A 17,835-nucleotide genomic window follows, 5' to 3' on the forward strand; every position below is an offset into this window, starting at 1 on the left:
TCATGCCGGACGGTCGTTCTCCTCGCCTGCCCCGCCCATCACTTCGGCACGTCCGCTCGCCCGGCGGCCGTCCGTTCCGCGGCCTTCTGTTCGGCGATCCGTCGGTGCTCGGCGGCCTTGCGGTCGTAGATGTCGGCCATCCGCAGGTGGTAGGCCGGGTCGTCCTCCTCGTAGATGTCCGGGATGCCGTCGAGGTCGTCGTCGCGCTCCTCGGCCTCGCACAGCCTGCGGTACTTGGCGTTCCGTATCTTCAGCAGCACCGTCGCCAGCAGGGCCGCGATGAGTGATCCGGTCAGGACGGCGGCCTTGACCTCGTCGGTCAGCGCCGCGTCGCCCTCGAAGGCCAGCTCCCCGATGAGCAGGGACACGGTGAAGCCGATGCCGGCCAGGGTCGCCACCGCGAACAGGTCCGCCCACTGGAGGTCGTCGCTGAGCGAGGCCCGGGTGAAGCGGGCCGTCAGCCAGGTCCCCCCGAAGATGCCGACCGTCTTGCCGGCGACCAGCCCGAGGACCACACCGAGCGTCTCCGGCCGGCCGAACACGTCGCCCAGCGCCCCGCCGGAGAGGGCGACACCCGCGCTGAACAGCGCGAACAGCGGCACGGCCAGGCCCGCCGACAGCGGCCGCACGAGATGCTCGATGTGCCCGCCGGGTGAGTGCGCCTCGCCCTCGCGGGTCGTGCAGCGCAGCATCAGTCCCATCGCGACGCCCGCGATGGTGGCGTGGACTCCGCTGTTGTACATGAGCGCCCAGTTGACGAGCGCGAGCGGGACATACACGTACCACCCGCGCACGCCCAGCCTCAGCAGCAGCCAGAAGACGGCGAGGCCGACGGCGGCGCCGCCGAGTGCGACGAAGTCGATCGTGTCGGTGAAGAAGACGGCGATGATCAGAATGGCGAAGAGGTCGTCGACGACGGCGAGCGTCAGCAGGAACGCGCGCAGGGCGCTCGGCAGGTTCGTGCCGATGACGGCGAGTACCGCCAGCGCGAAGGCGATGTCGGTGGCGGTGGGGACGGCCCAGCCCTGGAGCGAGCCGCCGCCGGTGATGTTGGTGAGCGTGTAGACCAGCGCCGGTACGGCCATCCCGCACAGGGCCGCCACGACAGGCAGGGCGGCCGCCTTGGGGTCGCGGAGGTCACCGGCGACCAGCTCGCGCTTGAGTTCGATGCCGGCCACGAAGAAGAAGACCGCGAGGAGTCCGTCGGCGGCCCAGTGCGCGATCGAGAGGTTCAGGCCGAGGGCCGCGGGGCCGAGGTGGAAGTGGCTGACGCTCGCGTAACTGTCCTGCAGCGCCGGGACGTTCGCCCAGGTCAGTGCGGCGACGGTGGCGATGAGCAGCAGTACGCCTCCGACGGTCTCGGTGCGCAGCGCGTCCGCCACGTAGTTCCGCTCGGGCAGGGACAGACGTCCGAGAACCTTGCGGGCGGGGCTGGTGCGGGGCGCGGCCACGAGAAAGACCTCCGGTCGGCGGGCAGGACGGAACACTTGCCGACCAGACTTCCCGGCGCACCTATGTGGTCAGCCTACCTACGATGCGTGAGGAGGAACACGGCGATTCTCACATTAGGCGCGAAAGGGGCACCTGGCGTACTGGTCACCAGGTGCCCCTCATCGCCGTACCTATGCGCTGTGGGCCCGCGCCCTGGCTGTGCGCGGTACGACTGCTCAGTCCTCGCTGGGCGCGGCCGGGAGCTTGTCCTGGATGAGGTCCATGACCGTCGAGTCCGTCAGGGTCGTCACGTCTCCGAGCTGGCGGTTCTCGGCGACATCCCGCAGCAGTCGGCGCATGATCTTGCCGGAGCGGGTCTTCGGCAGCTCCGCGACCGGCAGGATCCGCTTCGGCTTGGCGATCGGGCCGAGGGCGGTGCCGACATGGTTGCGCAGGTCGGCGACGAGACCCTGGTCATCGGCGTCGGCGGTGCCGCGCAGGATGACGAAGGCGACGATCGCCTGGCCGGTGGTCTCGTCCGCCGCCCCGACCACGGCCGCCTCGGCGACCGACGGGTGGGACACCAGTGCCGACTCGACCTCGGTGGTGGAGATGTTGTGCCCGGACACGAGCATCACGTCGTCCACCCGGCCCAGCAGCCAGATGTCGCCGTCGTCGTCCTTCTTCGCGCCGTCACCGGCGAAGTACTTGCCCTCGAAGCGTGACCAGTACGTGTCGAGGAACCGCTGGTCGTCGCCCCAGATGGTGCGCAGCATCGACGGCCACGGCTCGGTGAGCACGAGGTAGCCACCGCCGCCGTCGGGCACTTCGTTCGCCTCGTCGTCGACGACGGTCGCGGAGATGCCGGGCAGCGGGGTCTGCGCGGAGCCGGGCTTGGTCGTGGTGACACCGGGCAGCGGCGAGATCATCATCGCGCCGGTCTCGGTCTGCCACCAGGTGTCGACGATCGGGGTCCGGTCGGCGCCGATGTGCTTGCGGTACCAGATCCAGGCCTCGGGGTTGATGGGCTCGCCGACCGAGCCGAGCACCCTGAGGCTGCTGAGGTCGAACTTCGCGGGGATGTCGTCGCCCCACTTCATGAACGTACGGATCGCGGTCGGCGCGGTGTACAGGATGGTGACCCCGTACTTCTGCACGATCTCCCAGAAGCGGCCCTGGTGCGGGGTGTCCGGGGTGCCCTCGTACATGACCTGGGTCGCGCCGTTGGCCAGCGGGCCGTAGACGATGTACGAGTGCCCGGTGACCCAGCCGACGTCGGCGGTGCACCAGTAGACGTCGGTCTCCGGCTTCAGGTCGAAGACGGCGTGGTGGGTGTAGGCGGTCTGGGTGAGGTAGCCGCCGGAGGTGTGCAGGATGCCCTTCGGCTTACCCGTCGTACCGGACGTGTACAGGATGAACAGCGGGTGCTCGGCCCCGAACGCCTCGGGCGTGTGCTCGGCGGACTGCCGCCCGACGATCTCGTGCCACCAGACGTCGTGGCTGTCGTTCCAGGCGACCTCCTGGCCGGTACGGCGGACCACCAGCACGTGGTCCACGTTGCCGGCCCGCTCGACCGCGTCGTCCACGGCCGGCTTCAGCGCGGACGGCTTGCCGCGCCGCCAGCCGCCGTCGGTGGTGATGACGACCTTGGCGTCGGCGTCCTGGATGCGCTTGGCGAGGGCGTCCGCCGAGAAGCCGCCGAAGACGACGGAGTGCGCGGCGCCGATCCGGGCGCACGCGAGCATCGCGACGGCCGTCTCGGGGATCATCGGCATGTAGACGGCGACCCGGTCGCCCTTCTGGACTCCCAGCTCCAGCAGGGCGTTCGCGGCCTTGGAGACCTCGTCCTTGAGCTCGGCGTAGGTGATCGCGCGGCTGTCGCCGGGCTCCCCCTCGAAGTGGATGGCGACCCGGTCGCCGTTTCCGGCCTCCACGTGCCGGTCCACGCAGTTGTACGCGACGTTGAGCTCGCCGTCCTTGAACCACTTGGCGAACGGCGGGTTCGACCAGTCCAGTGTTTCGGTCGGCTCCTTGGCCCAGGTCAGCCGACGGGCCTGCTCGGCCCAGAAGCCCAGCCTGTCAGCCTTGGCCTGCTCATACGCCTCCGCGGTGACGTTGGCGTTCGCGGCCAGGTCGGCGGGGGGCGCGAACCTGCGCTCCTCACGCAACAGGTTGGCCAGGCTTTCGTTGCTCACGACTTCTCCCTTTCGCAGGGTTGTCCGTTGTGTCCCGGGCCACAGCTCATCAGACCCCGGGGGCCGGTGACAAGGCCCGACGAACAATTGGTTTAGACCTGTTGGGCGGCGATTTTCGATGCCCGGGTCATTCGTACCCACGGACGCCGACCAGGCGGAGTTCAGCGCCTGTAACGCGCTTCACACTCGACTGGGTGACCAGAACATGAGGTGGCCGTGACCGCGGCGACGGTCACGGCCACCCCGGTTCACCTCACACCGACAGGTCCGCCGCCCGCACATGGTGGAAGACGCCGTCCTCGTCCGCCCCGGTGAGCAGATACGCCTGCGCCTCGCCCACGTGGAAATACATCCCGTGCAGTTCCAGCGCCCCGTCCCGCAGAGCCCGGGCCACCGACTCATGGGTGCGCAGATGTTCCAACTGCTGCACCACGTTGGTCAGGCAGAGCTGTTCCACCGCGTCCGCGGGTGACCGTCCGGCGAGCCGGGCCCCCGACCGGGTGGCGTCGACCATGCGTTCCAGGCTCGGCAGCCCGTGCCGCAGCCACCGCTTGAGCGGGGTCCGGGCACCGCCTGGCTCGGAGTTGATCAGCGCCTGCATGGCCCCGCACCCGGAGTGCCCGCACACCGTGATGGACCGCACCTGCAGCACATCCACCGCGTACTCGATCGCGGCCGCCACCGAGTCGTCCCCGCTCTCCTCGCCGGGCAGGGGGACGAGGTTGCCCACGTTGCGCACCACGAACAGGTCGCCGGGGCCGCTGGAGGTGATCATCGAGGTGACCAGCCGTGAGTCGGCGCAGGTGAGGAACAGCTGGGACGGCCGCTGCCCCTCGCGTGCCAGCCGGGCCAGCTCGCCCCGCACCAGCGGCGCGGTGTTGCGCTGGAACGTGCTGATGCCGCGCGCCAGGTCGTGCCCGCTCGGCTCGGTGAACACGCCCGGCCCACCCGGGTGTCCGTCATGGGTCGGCGAGGAGGCGGCCCGCGGGCGGTCGCACTGGTGGTTTCGCCAGGGGGTCCATGGACGGCAGCGGCACCCGGCGGAGCTGGTCGCCGCCCCGGCGCTCCCGTCCTCGATGAGCTGACCGGTCCTGCTTCCGGGCTCGCCGATCCGTACGTCGGCGCGGCGGCCGGTGATGTCGACGGTGCCACCCTGCGCGATGTGCGTCTTCTGCCAGTCCTGCAGTGACTCGTAGGCCGCGTGGTCCATGAACGACCCGTCCAACTCCACGACGGCGTGGGTGCCTTGGGGGACGAGATGCAGGGCCCGACTGAGCCGGGGGACCGCGAGGAACGTCAACTGCCCTCGTACGTGGACGTGGTGGACTCCTTCCTTCTCGTCGTGTGCGATGCGGGTGCGGGTCAGGCGGTGCAGGGCGACGGCGACAGCGACGGCGACGCCGAGCAGCACGCCCGCCAGAACGCCGAGCACGACCACGCCGAGTGTGGTGACGGCGTACACCAGCACTTCTCGGTGGCGGGTCACCGTGCGGATGTGGTGCAGGGACACCATCTGGATGCCGACGGCCATCACCAGGGCGGCGAGCGAGGCGAGCGGGATGCGTTCCAGGATCGGGACCAACAGCAGCGCGGCGACCACTACGAGAACGCCGTGCAGCATCGTGGAGTTCCGGCTGACCGCACCGGCCCGCACGTTCGCGGAGCTCCGGACGGCGACCCCGGCGACCGGAAGTCCGCCGAGCGAGCCGGAGACGATGTTGGCGGCGCCCTGTCCGAGCAGTTCGCGGTCCAGGCGGGAGCGACCGACACGGGCGGGCAGGCCGGGGCGGCCGGCCACCAGCTTGTCCACGGCGACCGCACCGAGCAGCGACTGCACGCTGCACACCAGCGTGGTGGTGAGTACGGCGGCGACCAGCCCGAGCGCCGGACCCTCGGGCAGCCCGGCCAGTGCGTGGCTGCTCCAGGACGGCAGGTCGACCCTGGGCAGCGCGAAGCCGGCGAGGTACGCGGTGACGGTGGCCCCGCTGACGGCGACGAGCGCGGCGGGAACCTTGCGCAGCACCGACCCCGCGCGGCCGGGAATCCGCGGCCAGAGCAGCAACAGGGCCAGGGTCAGCGCGCTCACCGACGCGGCGGCCGGACGCAGGTTCGCCAACTGGGCGGGCAGCGCGCGGACGTTGTCGAGGACGGCGCTCTGCGGAGTGCCGCCGAGGACGATGTGCAGTTGGGCGACGGCGATGGTGACGCCGATGCCGGCGAGCATGCCGTGCACGATGGCGGGGCTGACGGCCAGGGCCGTGCGGGCCACGCGCAGGCAGCCGAGGCCGAGTTGGGCGACACCGGCGAGCACGGTGATGGCGCAGGTCGTCCGCCAGCCGTAGCGGTGGATGAGGTCGGCGGTGACCACGGTGAGCCCGGCGGCGGGCCCGCTGACCTGGAGCGGTGAGCCTCCGAACCGTCCGGCGACGATCCCGCCGACGGCGGCGGCGACGAGACCGGCCTGGAGGGGCGCGCCGGTGGCGAGGGCGATACCGAGGGACAGCGGGAGGGCGATCAGGAAGACCGCGACGCAGGCCGACACGTCGGCTCCCTCGATGCGGAAGCGGCGTGGTGGGGGCGGCGGTGGGCTGTGGGGTGGGTGGACGTGCTTCGTACGACTCGGGTCTGTGGTGCGGGTGGGGACGCAGGCTGACATGTTCCCGTCTCCTCCGGGGCGGCGCGGTCGCGGTGTGCGGCCGTGGGGCACGACGTACAGCGGCGGGATGGATCAACTCTTGGTAAACGAATCGTAATGCAGAGTAAAGGTCAAGCATGAACTTTAGCGGCAAATGGGGTACTGAATCACCTCAATGAGTGAACCGGTCTTTTTATCGGCTTGTCGTATTAATTCCTTTTTCCTCCCGTGCGACCTTGACGGCGCACCACACCGCACGCGCCCTCATCGGCGTCGGTCCGAGAAGGAAGAAGGTGGGCGGACATGGCCGTCACCCAGAGGATCATCGCGGGGACCGTGGCAGCCACGGCCTGTGCCGCTTCGCTCGCCGGCTGCGCGCTCGGTACCGACGACGCCGAGCCGGCGGCGCAGGGCGGGCAGAAGGCGAAGCCGGCCCAGGCGCCGAAGAGCATGGTCCGCCTGATCGGCGACGGTTCCACCGCGTACACCGGGGCGCAGCCGCACCTGCCCAGACCCGAACGCCTCAAGCCCGGCGAGAAGCCGCCGCAGTTCGTGGTGTTCTCCTGGGACGGCGCCGGCGAGGACAGCCAGCGGCTGTTCTCCCACTTCCGCCAGGTCGCCAAGGCGAACGACGCGACGATGACCTACTTCCTCAGCGGTGTGTACATGCTGCCGACGGAGAAGCGCGACCTCTACCGGCCCCCACAGCATTCCCCGGGCCGCTCGGACATCGGCTTCAACGACGAGCAGGGCATCGCCGACACCGTGAAGCAGTTGCGCCTGGCGTGGTTGGAGGGCAACGAGATCGGCACCCACTTCAACGGGCACTTCTGCGGCAGCGGCGGCGGAGTCGGCGAGTGGTCGGTGGACGACTGGAAGGACGAGATCGCGCAGGCGAAGCAGTTCGTGAAGTCCTGGAAGACCAACACCGGCATGAAGAAGGCCTCGCCGCTGCCCTTCGACTACGACAAGGAACTCGTCGGCGCCCGCACGCCCTGTCTGGAGGGCCAGGAGAACTTCATGAAGGCGGCCCGCGACCTGGGATTCCGTTACGACACCAGCGGTGTCGACAACCAGGTCTGGCCGAAGAAGAGAAACGGCCTGTGGGATCTGTCGATGCAGCTGGTGCCCTTCCCCGGCCACTCCTACGAGACGTTGACCATGGACTACAACTTCATGGTCAACCAGTCCGGCACCAGGACCCAGGGGGACCCCGCCAAGTACGGTTTCTGGGGCGACCAGATGCGCGACGGACTGCTCATGGGCTTCAGCCGGGCCTACGACGGCAACCGCGCGCCCCTGATCATCGGCAACCACTTCGAGTCCTGGAACGGCGGCACCTACATGCGGGCCGTCGAGGAGGTCGTCGAGCGGGTGTGCAACAAGCCGGACGTGCGCTGTGTGTCCTTCCGGCAACTCGCCGACTGGCTGGACGCCCAGGACCCGCAGACCCTTCACCAGTTGCGCGCCCTGAACGTCGGCGAGGCCCCGAAACAAGGCTGGGCGTCCTTCCTGTCGGGCCGCCCAGCCCCGGCTCCGAGGGGCGTACCCGAGGCGTCGGCAGCCAAGTAGCGGCAGCGGTCCGGCAGTTGTCACACCTGCCGGCAACGGCCGCCGGTGCCGGTGAGCATTCCGGCCGTCGTCACCAGTGGCGGTGTGCCGTCAGACCGCCGCCGCGAGACTCTCGCCGAGCACGAAGGAGGAATCGACCTGCGCCGCCAGGTCGATCCCGGTGCGCTCGTTGCCCCACGACTGGGCGTTCTTCAGGTGGAAGTGCACCATCTGGCGCGTGTAGCGCTCCCAGTCGCGCAGTTCGTACGTCGCGTCGGCGGCCGTCCGCAGTCGGTGCAGGGCGCGGCGGTTGACGTCCTCCAGGAGCTCGAACCGGGGCGGCCGGCCCTTCTCCAGCGCGCGCACCCAGTCCGAGTGCCCGACCGTCACGAGCAGGTCGTCCCCGACTTCGGCGCGGAGGAAGTCGAGGTCGTCCTGGCCCTGAACCTTGTTGCCGACGACCTTCAGTACGACGCCGAAGTCGCGGGCGTACTCCTTGTACTGGCGATAGACGGAGACCCCCTTCCGGGTCGGCTCGGCGACGAGGAACGTGATGTCGAAGCGGGTGAACATGCCGGAGGCGAAGGAGTCCGAGCCGGCCGTCATGTCGACCACGACGTACTCGTCGGGGCCGTCCACCAGGTGGTTCAGGAACAGCTCCACCGCTCCCGTCTTGGAGTGGTAGCAGGCGACCCCCAGGTCGGCGTCCGTGAAGGGGCCCGTGACCATCAAACGGACGGCGTCACCGTCGAGTTCCACCGGCCGCGCGCACAAGTCGTAGACCGGATTGTCCTCACCCACCCGCAGCAGCCGGGAGCCTTCGCCGGGCGGGGTCGTCTTGATCATCGTGTCGGCGGAGGCGATGCGCGGGTTCGAGCCGCGCAGGTAGTCCTTGATCAGAGGCAGTCGCTCGCCCATGGCGGGCAGCGCCGCGGCCTGCGCCTCGTCGAGGCCGAGGGCCGGCCCCAGATGCTGGTTGATGTCGGCGTCCACGGCGAGGACCGGCGCGCCCGCGGTCGCGAGGTGGCGGATGAACAGGGAGGACAGAGTGGTCTTGCCGCTGCCGCCCTTCCCGACGAAAGCAATTTTCATGTTCACCAAGAGTAGTGGCGAGATAGCTGTATGTGTCTGGGAGCGTGAAGAAGACCACTCATTCGTGGCGTGTGAGGCTGGGATGCGTAGGGTCGTACTTATGAGTACGACAGGCGCGGCCGCCGATCCGCTCGCGGCCCTGGGCACGCTGCCCGGTGTGGACGAATCCGTGGAATCCGTGCGCAAGTCCGTGGACCGGGTCTACGGACACCGGGTCATGCGGCGCCGCAGCAATGCGGTCACCTCCGAGGCGGCCCTGCGTGGAGCCCGCGGTTCGGCGGCGCTGTCCGGCGCGGACTGGGCCCTCGAAGAGGTGCGCCGGCGCACCGACTTCAGTGGTGACGACGAGGCGCGCGTCGTGGGCGCGGCCCTGCGGCTGACGGCCGAGGCGGGTCAGCTGCTGTCCATCTGGCGGCAGTCGCCGCTGCGGGTGCTGGCCCGGCTGCACCTGGTGGCGGCCGCCACGAAGGGCGACGAGGTCGGGCGTCCGCGGCAGGAGGGTGAGCCGGTCGACGAGCCGCTCATCGAGCTGCCGCCGCCGAGTGCGGCGGAGGTCTCCGGCCGTCTGGAGGGGCTCGCCGAGCTGATCATCGCGGGTGGTTCGGCCCCCGCGCTGGTCACAGCCGCCGTCGTGCACGGTGAACTCCTCGCGCTCAGGCCCTTCACCTCGCACAACGGTCTGGTCGCGCGCGCGGCCGAGCGCATCGTCCTGGTCGGCAGTGGACTGGATCCCAAGTCGGTGTGTCCGGCGGAGGTGGGCCACGCCGAACAGGGGCGCGCCGCCTACGTCGCGGCGCTCGACGGCTATGTCTCCGGAACTCCGGAGGGCATGGCCGCCTGGATCGCCCACTGCGGCCGGTCGATCGAGCTGGGCGCGCGTGAGTCGACGGCGGTGTGCGAGGCACTGCAACGCGGGGCGGCGTAGGGAGAGTCCAGGAAAAGGGGTGCGGCGGTACGAGAGTTCGTACCGCCGCTGGCATGTTCACCGGGGTACCAAGCGTCCTCGATGTAGTGCCCATCAGGTCGGGAACATTGCCCGTCACCTGGTGTGGCTGGCCCGTAATCGACGGGTCGACGTCGCGTGGGTGCTCGGTGTCCATGCTCGGTCCGTGGGGCCGTGTGCGTGTTTGAAGGTGATCCTCTCGGATGTCCTTGGTCTCGCGGGCCGTTAACTTCTTTGTACTCCTGGGCCGGAGCAAGCGGAAGCCCTGACTGTGGTTCTTTACTCTAGGGTCGAAAAACCCATCAATTGGGCATGAATGTGCCCGCTCGCGCGCTCAGGCCGGTGCCGCACGGCGCCGGTTCGCGTACCAGACGAGTCCCGCGGTGGCGGCCGCGGCACCTATCGCGGCGACCGCGACCAGAGCCGGGCGGGGCGGTACGGAGAACGTGGGGAACCGCTGCTTGAGCCGGACCGGCCGGTGGAAATCCAGAATCGGCCACTCGCGCGCGAGTGCTTCGCGGCGCAGCGCGCGGTCCGGGTTCACCGCGTGGGGGTGGCCGACCGCCTCCAGCATCGGCAGGTCGGTCGCCGAGTCGCTGTAGGCGTAGCAGCGGTCGAGGTCGTACCCCTCGGACTCGGCCAGCTCCTTGACCGCCTCGGCCTTGGTCGGGCCGTATGCGTAGTACTCCACCTCGCCGGTGAAGCAGCCGTCGTCGCCCACCACCATGCGGGTCGCCACCACGCGGTCCGCGCCGAGCAGTTCGCCGATCGGCTCGACCACCTCGGTGCCCGACGTGGACACGATCACGACGTCACGGCCGGCCGTGTGGTGCTCCTCGATGAGGGAGGCGGCCTCGTCGTAGATGATCGGGTCGATGAGGTCGTGCAGGGTCTCGGCGACGATCTCCTTGACCTGCTGGACGTTCCAGCCGCGCACCAGCGCGGACAGATACTCGCGGGTGCGTTCCATCTGGTCGTGGTCCATACCGCCCACGAGGAAGACGAACTGGGCATAGGCGGTGCGCAGGGCGGCCCTGCGGTTGATCAGTCCGCCTTGGTAGAAGGACTTGCTGAAGGTGAGCGTGCTCGACTTCGCAATGACCGTCTTGTCCAGGTCAAAGAAGGCCGCTGTGCGGGGCAAGGAGTGGTTTTCCACGACCCCGAGCATAGGCGCAGCCCATTCGGCGTAAGGTGGGCGCGTTGGTTTGCCTGGGAAGGCTCTCGGGTACACCATGGAAGTCACGGATCGTTCGCGACCGTGCTAACGCGGTCCGGCTCCTCCCCCCCCGAGTCGGCCGTGAAGGCGACCCCCGCTCTCCCCCCCGGCGGGGGTCGTCGCATGTCCGGGTGGGTTTTCCTCTTGTGTGCACGGCTGTGAGGCCGGACCGGGGCGGCTGCGGCCGCCCCTTTTGCATGCCCATGATTCATCACTGTGTGTAGTCGTTGCGCTGCTCTGCGGAAGTCGCACAGGGGGTGGTACAGGGGTCACCGGTACGGGTGGCGGCGATATTCACAACCGTTGAGTTGTCCACAGTTATCGACCAAGATCCACACGATTTCCGGGATCGCTGCACCGTGATTCCAACGCGTCCCGCTCGCGCCGACTTCATGAGCTGGTTCCGGTTAGGCGGGCGGGTTTTGGCCGGTTCGTATCGGCCGTTCATATGGAGACCGGTTGCCGGTTCTTCACATGGCGTGGAATCGCGGGGCCGCAGGGGCCGCGCGTCAGACCGATCGCGGGGCCGCGGTGGCCCCGAACAGAGGCGCATCCCGGGGCCCTTGGGCCGCGCGGGAGACGCCGCGAAGGGGGATGAGGACCGTGGCCGCAGCCGTCACACACGAACCACCGTCCGCCGCCGGAGGGCGGCACGGCAAACCGTTGATCGTCACGGAGGACACCGATCTGCTCGACGACCTGCTGCGCCTGTGCGCGGCGGCCGGGGTCACGCCCGATGTCCATCACGGGGTACCGGAGCGCAGGGGCGGCTGGGAGTCCGCTCCGCTCGTCCTGGTCGGCGACGACGCCGTACGGCGGGTGCGCGGGGCCGCCCGCAGGAACGGAGTGGTGCTGGTCGGTCGCGACCAGGACGACCCCGGGGTCTGGCGGCGGGCCGTCGAGATCGGCGCCGACCACGTCCTGATGCTGCCCGACGGTGAACAGTGGCTGGTCGACCGCATCGCCGACGTGGCCGAAGGCGTCGGCCGGCCCGCCCTCACCGTCGGCGTCATCGGTGGCCGAGGCGGCGCGGGAGCGTCCACACTCGCCTGCGCCCTCGCCGTGACCTCCGCACGCGAAGGGCTGCGCACCCTCCTCGTGGACGCCGATCCGTTGGGCGGCGGACTCGACGTCCTGCTCGGCGGCGAGACGGCCGGGGGGCTGCGCTGGCCCGCCTTCGCCGCCTCGCGCGGGAGGGTCGGCGGTGGCGCCCTGGAGGAGTCCCTGCCCGAACTGCACTCGCTGCGGGTGCTCAGCTGGGACCGCGGTGACTGCGTCGCCGTCCCGCCCCAGGCGGTCCGGGCGGTGCTGGCCGCGGCCCGACGCCGGGGCGGCACGGTCGTCGTCGATCTGCCCCGCCGGATGGACGACTCGGTCGCCGAGGTCCTCGCCCAGCTCGACGTGGGACTCCTCGTGGTCCCGGCCGAACTGCGCGCGGTCGCGGCCGCCGGCCGGATGGCCTCCGCAGTCGGCATGGTCCTGCGCGACCTGCGGGTGGCGGTACGCGGCCCGTACGCACCCGGACTCGACGACCGTGAGGTGGCCCGGCTCCTGGGGCTGCCGCTGGCCGGCGAGGTGCCCGTGGAGTCCGCGCTGCTGCGTCCGCACGGAGGCCGGACACCCCCAGGCGCGGTCGGACGAGGGCCACTCGCCCGCTTCTGCAAGGAGTTCTGGGAGCGGGCGTTGCTGGAGGTGAGGGCGGCGTGAGCACGTATGCCGGGCTGTGGCGGGGTGAGCGGGGCGGAGCGTTCGGACCGGGCGGGGAGGTCGGTGCGATCGGTGCGATCGGGGAGCAGGGCGTGGGCGTGGTGAGTGAAGTGGTCGCGGGCGAGGGATGGAACGCTGGGGCCGGGCCGTCACCACGTTGGCCGTCCGGGGGTGCCGCCCTCGTGCCGGTGCCCGGTGCGGAGACGACGCCGGGGCTGCTCGACGGTGTCCGGCAGTGGCTCGCCGAGAGCGGGGGAGAACCGACACCCGCGCGCGTGGCGCAGGCGTTGCGCGAACAGGGCCGGGTGCTCGGGGACGCCGAAGTCCTCGGCGCGGCGGAGCAGTTGCGGTCCGAGCTGATCGGCAGCGGCCCGCTGGATCCGCTGCTCGCCGATCCGTCCGTGACCGACGTGCTGGTGTCCGCCCCGGACCGGGTCTGGGTGGACCGGGGTGGCGGGCTGGAACTGACCGCCGTCTCCTTCACGGACCCCGCCGCGGTACGACGGTTGGCGCAGCGCCTGGCCGCGGTGGCCGGACGTCGGCTCGACGACGCACGGCCCTGGGTGGACGCCCGGCTGCCGGACGGGACCCGGCTGCACGCGGTACTCCCGCCGGTAGCCGTCGGCTGTGCCTGTCTGTCCCTGCGGGTCGTACGGCCGCGGGCCTTCACGCTCGACGAGTTGGTGACGGCGGGCACGGTGCCGCCGGGTGGCGACCGGGTGCTGCGCGCACTGATCGACGCACGGCTGTCCTTCCTGATCAGCGGTGGTACGGGCAGTGGCAAGACGACCTTGCTGAGCGCGCTGCTGGGGCTGGTCGGGCCGGATGAGCGGATCGTGCTCGCCGAGGACTCCGCGGAGCTCAAGCCGGAGCATCCACACGTCGTACGGCTGGAGAGCAGACCCGCCAACCAGGAGGGCGCCGGGCTCGTCACCCTCCAGGACCTGGTGCGGCAGGCGTTGCGGATGCGGCCGGACCGGCTGGTCGTGGGCGAGGTGCGCGGGCCCGAAGTGGTGCATCTGCTGGCCGCGTTGAACACGGGCCACCAGGGCGGGTGCCTGGTCTAAGCGTACATGCAGAGACAGGGCTCAGCCAGAGACAGCCGAAGCGAGCAACGCCCCAGGTCACAGCCAAGTTGGCGCACGTGACGAAGCCCCGCCCAGTACGCCGGGGGAGACGCATGGACGGGGCCACTCAACCTCTCTGCCGGGGTGCTGTGCCGACAGTGAGGGACCTAGGCGGACACTGCACGGGTCATGCGGATTGCTCGGCGGTCTGTGGTTCCTGCACCCCGTCCTGGTGACCGAATTCCCGATGCACCCGCATCGCTGAGAGCGTGGCCAGAGTCAACAACGGATCTTCTGTACGGGCGGCTGCCCTGACTTGTCCGCGAAGCGACGCGCACACAATGCATGCCTCTGGATCGACCGGCCCGCGCCGGGGTTCTCTCAGCCAGCGGTCAACATCCCTCAACGCTGCCTCCCTTTGGCGCGGCAGGTGGAACACGGGAACGGGCAGGCGGGAAGCTGACCGGTAGGCGGGAAGTAGAGAACCCCGGAAGCCGAGTCGAGTGCTCCCCCCGCTTCCATCCACCAGCCGTCAGGAGAGTTCGCGTACGGCCCTGACGGGTCACCTATGAGGCTGACTAGTTCCGGCTCCGGTAAGGCGCTCAGGCGGACGCTGACGCGTTTCGCGGGGGCGGTCATGCCGGGCACTCGTGGTGCTCGTACCGGTCAGCAGAAGAACCCCCGGACGCCGGTTCATTGGCCACGCGTCGGCATGTCTCCAACGACTTGAACGGCTTACGGCACTTCCGGCACTTCTCACCAGGGGGCGCGTAGGTCGTGTACTCATGCTGTCGCGCGTCTGTGGCGTTCGTCTTCGTCGTCTGACTGGCCATGTCCGCTGTCCCCTCGCGTGGTCCGAGGCAACCACGCTAGGAACTCCGACACCCCAACTCACAGCCGATTGCACGAGATTGCACGCCAATCACCCCAGCGAGGCGACAGCCGCCCGGATCAGAGCATGGGCCTTCGCGCCGTACACAGCAACGTCAGCCAATGCGGCGAACGTGTCGGCGTAGGTGGCCACTTCTCTTGGCTGAGTGATCGTCAGGTATCCAGACACCAACTCGACATTTACCTGTGCCGTGTCGAATATCCAGAACCCCTCAACCGGCATTCGTGCCCGGCCAATCTTCGTGCGCACCACCCCCAAACTGACGTTGGGCAGCGCTGAGACCGTGAGCAAATGCTCTAGTTGCTCAACCTGTGTATCCGGCTCACCGAGTGCGTTCCTTAGAACTGACTCTTCTATCAGGAACGCGAAACGGCGCTGCCCCTCAAACAGCACCCGCTGACGCTCCATACGTGCGGCCACGGCATCAGCAACGTCATCAACCTCAACCCGGCGACGCTGTACGGCACGCAATACGTCTTCGGTATAGCCGTAGGTCTGGATCAAACCAGGGACAAGCCCCGGCGAGTAACAGCGAAACCAGCGCGTTCGTTCGTATAGCGGCAAGCGTGCTTCCTGCGCCTGTCGAAGCCCCGCACGCTCCATACGTCGCCATTCCACCCACATGCCTTCTACGGCGCGCAGAGAGGCAATCAGGTCCTCTGTCTGGTCCTCTGCGCCGCAAGCGCGACACCACGCGCGGATGTCCTCAGCGGAAGGTGACGTTTTAGCGGACGAGATCCGAGAGACCTTCGCAGGATGCCACCCGCACGCCTCAGCGAGCCGCTTACCGTCCAACCCGGCGTCCTTGCACAACTCCCGAAGGCGATCGGCAAGGACTTTCCGGGCGGCTTGAACACTTGATGATCCTGATGCGGGCATGGCACGGGCCGGTTAGACCGGCTTGTACTCCTCATGGGACGTGGCCCGTTCCCAGACCGTTTCGAATGCCGTACTCACCAGCGCTACGACCGCCGGTTCGGTGCACCACTCGCGGTCAACCACCTCCCCGATTCCAGAGAAGTAGGTAAACAGCACGGCTGAGTTGTCGAACATCCAAAGGTCGGTTCCGGGTAGAGGGATATCGGCTGCCTTGCGGCGCGGAAGCCACCTGACCAACTCGCCAGCAACCACGTTCGGGAAAGTCACGTCGTGCTCGTACTTGATGTAGTCCGTCACTGGCTCCGAGACAATCCGAGCACGGCGCATAACGACACCACGCGCTGTTGTCTCCGTAACTACGTCGAGAAACGGACGCCACCACGCCGATCGGTCAGCGGCATAGTCAAGGCGCTTCCCGTTCTGCCACGCGATGAACTCAGGGTCATTCGGCTGGTACGCGTCGCGCATTTCCAAGTGAACGGCTGAGTGACGCGCCTTCGCCAGACCCTCAAGTACGGGGTTCGTCATCGTTGCTACTCGCTGTCGGGGTGGGGGATGTACTGAAGCATGACCTTCGGAAGCCTGATGATCGTCTCGTGATCCGGCACGTCTGTGGAGTGGCCCGGAATCGAACCGATCTCCTGACACGCCTTCACCTCCTCCTCAGTGGCCTTGTACGACTGGATCAACAGGTCTCCCGTCTCTTCGTCCAGCCAGATGGTTGGGGAGTCCGTGTCAGGCGTGTTCGGGATGATCCCCAAGAACCGTAGCGGCATGTCATGTCCCTCCGTCGATGCGATTGCGCCCGATTGCACGACCATCACCCGCCCGACGGATCACGTCAAGAGGGCATGTATGCACAACACTTGACCACGCGCGGACGCGCACCAGCTAACCTGACGGCCCGTCAGAAAAGCGAGAAGCCCCGTACCGGCTACCAGGAAGGCAGCGGGCACGGGGCCAAGTAGAGATCTATTTTCTTGCGAGGTTGGAACATGAGCGTTTCCGAGAAGACCCGGAAGATTCTATGGGTTCAGGCTGGTGGTCTCTGCGCCATCTGCAAAGCGCAGGTGATCACACCCGGGACGGCATCGGATGACCCTTCGGTATTTGGCGAGGAAGCGCACATCGTCGCACGCTCAGAGGGCGGCCCCCGGGCAGGAGGAATCGCAGAGGAACTGATTAACCACCATTCGAATCTGATTCTCTTGTGCAGCAAGGATCATAAGCGGGTGGATGATCAGCCGAACCACTTCACTGTAGAGCGGCTCCGGCTGATCAAAACGGCGCATGAGGCGTGGGTGCGTTCCAGGGTGGAAGCCGAAGAAACCCGCATGAGGCTGGTGCCTGATCCGTTGTTCCCTCAGCCCAAGGTGTTGCAGCTAATTACGCGGGGAAACCCGCTCTGGAACATGGTTAAGGAAAGCGTCACGTTTGAGTACGCCCTGCCGGATCATCTGAATGACGACGACGAAGATTTGATCATCGAATTCATGGATCTGTTGCGTGATTACCTCGACATAGCCGGGGAACTTGTAAGCGTCCGAGAGAATCGGGATGCAGAGAAGACCCTTCAGCAATACATCAACCGTCTAGCTGAGCGCGAATTCCTGGTAGGTGCCTTTGTCCGCCACATGCTTTTGACGGGTGGGAGCGCTGAGGGTCCAACTCCCTGGCCCATGCTCCGCGTCGAAGTGCAGCCCGCAACGTCGGCAGAGGTCACAGACGAAAATGGCACTCCGTATCCCCGGCAGGCAGCGACCTAAGCGAAGGGTTCGCCCCGCGCAAACGCTCTGAGTTGCGGCGCTAGCTTTTTCCCTCCCTGCCGGTCAATCTCTGAGGGGGAAGGGGGTCATCCCCCACCCGGGTAGGCATCAGCGGGAATCAGAACGGCGGAACGTCGTCAGGCTTAGGCGGCTGAGGCTTCACATTCTCGGCTGCCCAACCACCAGGCTGGTTCTTCGCGGTCTCGCTGTCATGGCACGGCTTACACAACGGCCTCAAGTGCTTTGGTGCATCCGGGTTCGGCTCATGCCTTGCCTTCAATTGCTTCCGACTCAACGGCCAATGGTCGGCAACGGTTGCCGGTCGACTGCACAACACACACCACGGATTGGCGTACAGATAAGCCTTACGCCTGCGCTGCCAGCCAACGTCATAACCGCGCTTACTCGCGTTGCCTCTCTGCTCTTCGCGCTGTGCCTTGTGCTCAGGGCATGGGCCACCA

At 68.2% G+C, this 17,835-nt stretch carries 11 protein-coding genes and 2 pseudogenes; 5 read left to right on the forward strand and 8 right to left on the reverse strand.

The features are described 5' to 3' along the window. The 3 genes and pseudogenes from nhaA to ACFYRY_RS30240 form a co-directional block, all read right to left on the reverse strand. Positions 1-1,451, reverse strand: a pseudogene (gene nhaA / locus ACFYRY_RS30230) (Na+/H+ antiporter NhaA). 216 nt (positions 1,452-1,667) lie between these two features. Beyond that, positions 1,668-3,626 carry an acetate--CoA ligase gene (acs, locus tag ACFYRY_RS30235; RefSeq protein ID WP_389152453.1) on the reverse strand — a complete coding sequence of 653 codons (1,959 nt, stop codon included), beginning with the start codon at positions 3,624-3,626 and terminating at the stop codon, positions 1,668-1,670. Positions 3,627-3,879: 253 nt separating this feature from the next. After that, complete coding sequence (locus ACFYRY_RS30240) at positions 3,880-6,282, reverse strand: bifunctional SulP family inorganic anion transporter/carbonic anhydrase (protein ID WP_389152456.1); 2,403 nt, start codon at positions 6,280-6,282, stop codon at positions 3,880-3,882. 282 nt (positions 6,283-6,564) lie between these two features. On the opposite strand from ACFYRY_RS30240, the gene ACFYRY_RS30245 reads away from it, so the two are divergent. After that, positions 6,565-7,833 (forward strand): hypothetical protein, encoded by a 1,269-nt coding sequence (locus ACFYRY_RS30245; RefSeq protein ID WP_389152459.1) that lies wholly within the window; start codon positions 6,565-6,567, stop codon positions 7,831-7,833. A 90-nt stretch (positions 7,834-7,923) separates the two neighbouring features. Here the strand turns inward: ACFYRY_RS30245 and ACFYRY_RS30250 are convergent, their stop codons facing one another. Continuing rightward, positions 7,924-8,904, reverse strand: a complete 981-nt coding sequence (locus tag ACFYRY_RS30250) for an ATP-binding protein (RefSeq protein ID WP_389152461.1) — start codon at positions 8,902-8,904, stop codon at positions 7,924-7,926. 100 nt (positions 8,905-9,004) lie between these two features. On the opposite strand from ACFYRY_RS30250, the gene ACFYRY_RS30255 reads away from it, so the two are divergent. Next, complete coding sequence (locus tag ACFYRY_RS30255) at positions 9,005-9,829, forward strand: oxidoreductase (RefSeq protein WP_389152464.1); 825 nt, start codon at positions 9,005-9,007, stop codon at positions 9,827-9,829. A 352-nt stretch (positions 9,830-10,181) separates the two neighbouring features. On the opposite strand, the gene ACFYRY_RS30260 is transcribed toward ACFYRY_RS30255, so the two are convergent. Beyond that, positions 10,182-11,015, reverse strand: coding sequence for an HAD family hydrolase (locus ACFYRY_RS30260; RefSeq protein WP_389152467.1), 834 nt, complete (start codon positions 11,013-11,015; stop codon positions 10,182-10,184). Between the two features lie 642 nt (positions 11,016-11,657). Here ACFYRY_RS30260 and ssd point away from each other — a divergent pair. Then, on the forward strand, positions 11,658-12,770 hold the full coding sequence (gene ssd / locus ACFYRY_RS30265; protein WP_389152470.1) for a septum site-determining protein Ssd: 1,113 nt from the start codon (positions 11,658-11,660) through the stop codon (positions 12,768-12,770). A 182-nt stretch (positions 12,771-12,952) separates the two neighbouring features. Then, positions 12,953-13,828 (forward strand): annotated as a pseudogene (locus tag ACFYRY_RS30270) (TadA family conjugal transfer-associated ATPase); the annotation flags it as partial. Positions 13,829-14,759: 931 nt separating this feature from the next. Here the strand turns inward: ACFYRY_RS30270 and ACFYRY_RS30275 are convergent. Genes ACFYRY_RS30275 through ACFYRY_RS30285 form a run of 3 tightly spaced genes read right to left on the reverse strand, consistent with a single transcriptional unit; the run spans position 14,760 to position 16,384 of the window. Next, positions 14,760-15,608: a helix-turn-helix domain-containing protein gene (locus tag ACFYRY_RS30275; protein ID WP_389152473.1), complete on the reverse strand. Its 849-nt coding sequence runs from the start codon at positions 15,606-15,608 to the stop codon at positions 14,760-14,762. Between the two features lie 12 nt (positions 15,609-15,620). Beyond that, the gene (locus ACFYRY_RS30280) at positions 15,621-16,136 is read right to left on the reverse strand and encodes a DUF6879 family protein (RefSeq protein ID WP_389152476.1); all 516 of its coding nucleotides are present in this window, start codon (positions 16,134-16,136) and stop codon (positions 15,621-15,623) included. Between the two features lie 5 nt (positions 16,137-16,141). Beyond that, positions 16,142-16,384 carry a hypothetical protein gene (locus ACFYRY_RS30285; protein ID WP_389152479.1) on the reverse strand — a complete coding sequence of 81 codons (243 nt, stop codon included), beginning with the start codon at positions 16,382-16,384 and terminating at the stop codon, positions 16,142-16,144. A gap of 219 nt (positions 16,385-16,603) precedes the next feature. Here ACFYRY_RS30285 and ACFYRY_RS30290 point away from each other — a divergent pair, with 219 nt between their 5' ends. Next, positions 16,604-17,374, forward strand: a complete 771-nt coding sequence (locus ACFYRY_RS30290; protein ID WP_389152482.1) for an HNH endonuclease — start codon at positions 16,604-16,606, stop codon at positions 17,372-17,374. Positions 17,375-17,835: the final 461 nt, after the last annotated feature.

Source organism: Streptomyces sp. NPDC005263, from assembly GCF_042872365.1.
Classification (GTDB): domain Bacteria; phylum Actinomycetota; class Actinomycetes; order Streptomycetales; family Streptomycetaceae; genus Streptomyces.

Bases quoted from the DNA above. Each gene is read 5' to 3' on its own strand.
- ACFYRY_RS30240 (WP_389152456.1), bottom strand. From the start codon at position 6,282: ATGTCAGCCTGCGTCCCCACCCGCACCACAGACCCGAGTCGTACGAAG.
- ACFYRY_RS30245 (WP_389152459.1), top strand. From the start codon at position 6,565: ATGGCCGTCACCCAGAGGATCATCGCGGGGACCGTGGCAGCCACGGCC.
- ACFYRY_RS30250 (WP_389152461.1), bottom strand. From the start codon at position 8,904: ATGAAAATTGCTTTCGTCGGGAAGGGCGGCAGCGGCAAGACCACTCTG.
- ACFYRY_RS30255 (WP_389152464.1), top strand. From the start codon at position 9,005: ATGAGTACGACAGGCGCGGCCGCCGATCCGCTCGCGGCCCTGGGCACG.
- ACFYRY_RS30260 (WP_389152467.1), bottom strand. From the start codon at position 11,015: ATGCTCGGGGTCGTGGAAAACCACTCCTTGCCCCGCACAGCGGCCTTC.
- ssd (WP_389152470.1), top strand. From the start codon at position 11,658: ATGAGGACCGTGGCCGCAGCCGTCACACACGAACCACCGTCCGCCGCC.
- ACFYRY_RS30275 (WP_389152473.1), bottom strand. From the start codon at position 15,608: ATGCCCGCATCAGGATCATCAAGTGTTCAAGCCGCCCGGAAAGTCCTT.
- ACFYRY_RS30280 (WP_389152476.1), bottom strand. From the start codon at position 16,136: ATGACGAACCCCGTACTTGAGGGTCTGGCGAAGGCGCGTCACTCAGCC.
- ACFYRY_RS30285 (WP_389152479.1), bottom strand. From the start codon at position 16,384: ATGCCGCTACGGTTCTTGGGGATCATCCCGAACACGCCTGACACGGAC.
- ACFYRY_RS30290 (WP_389152482.1), top strand. From the start codon at position 16,604: ATGAGCGTTTCCGAGAAGACCCGGAAGATTCTATGGGTTCAGGCTGGT.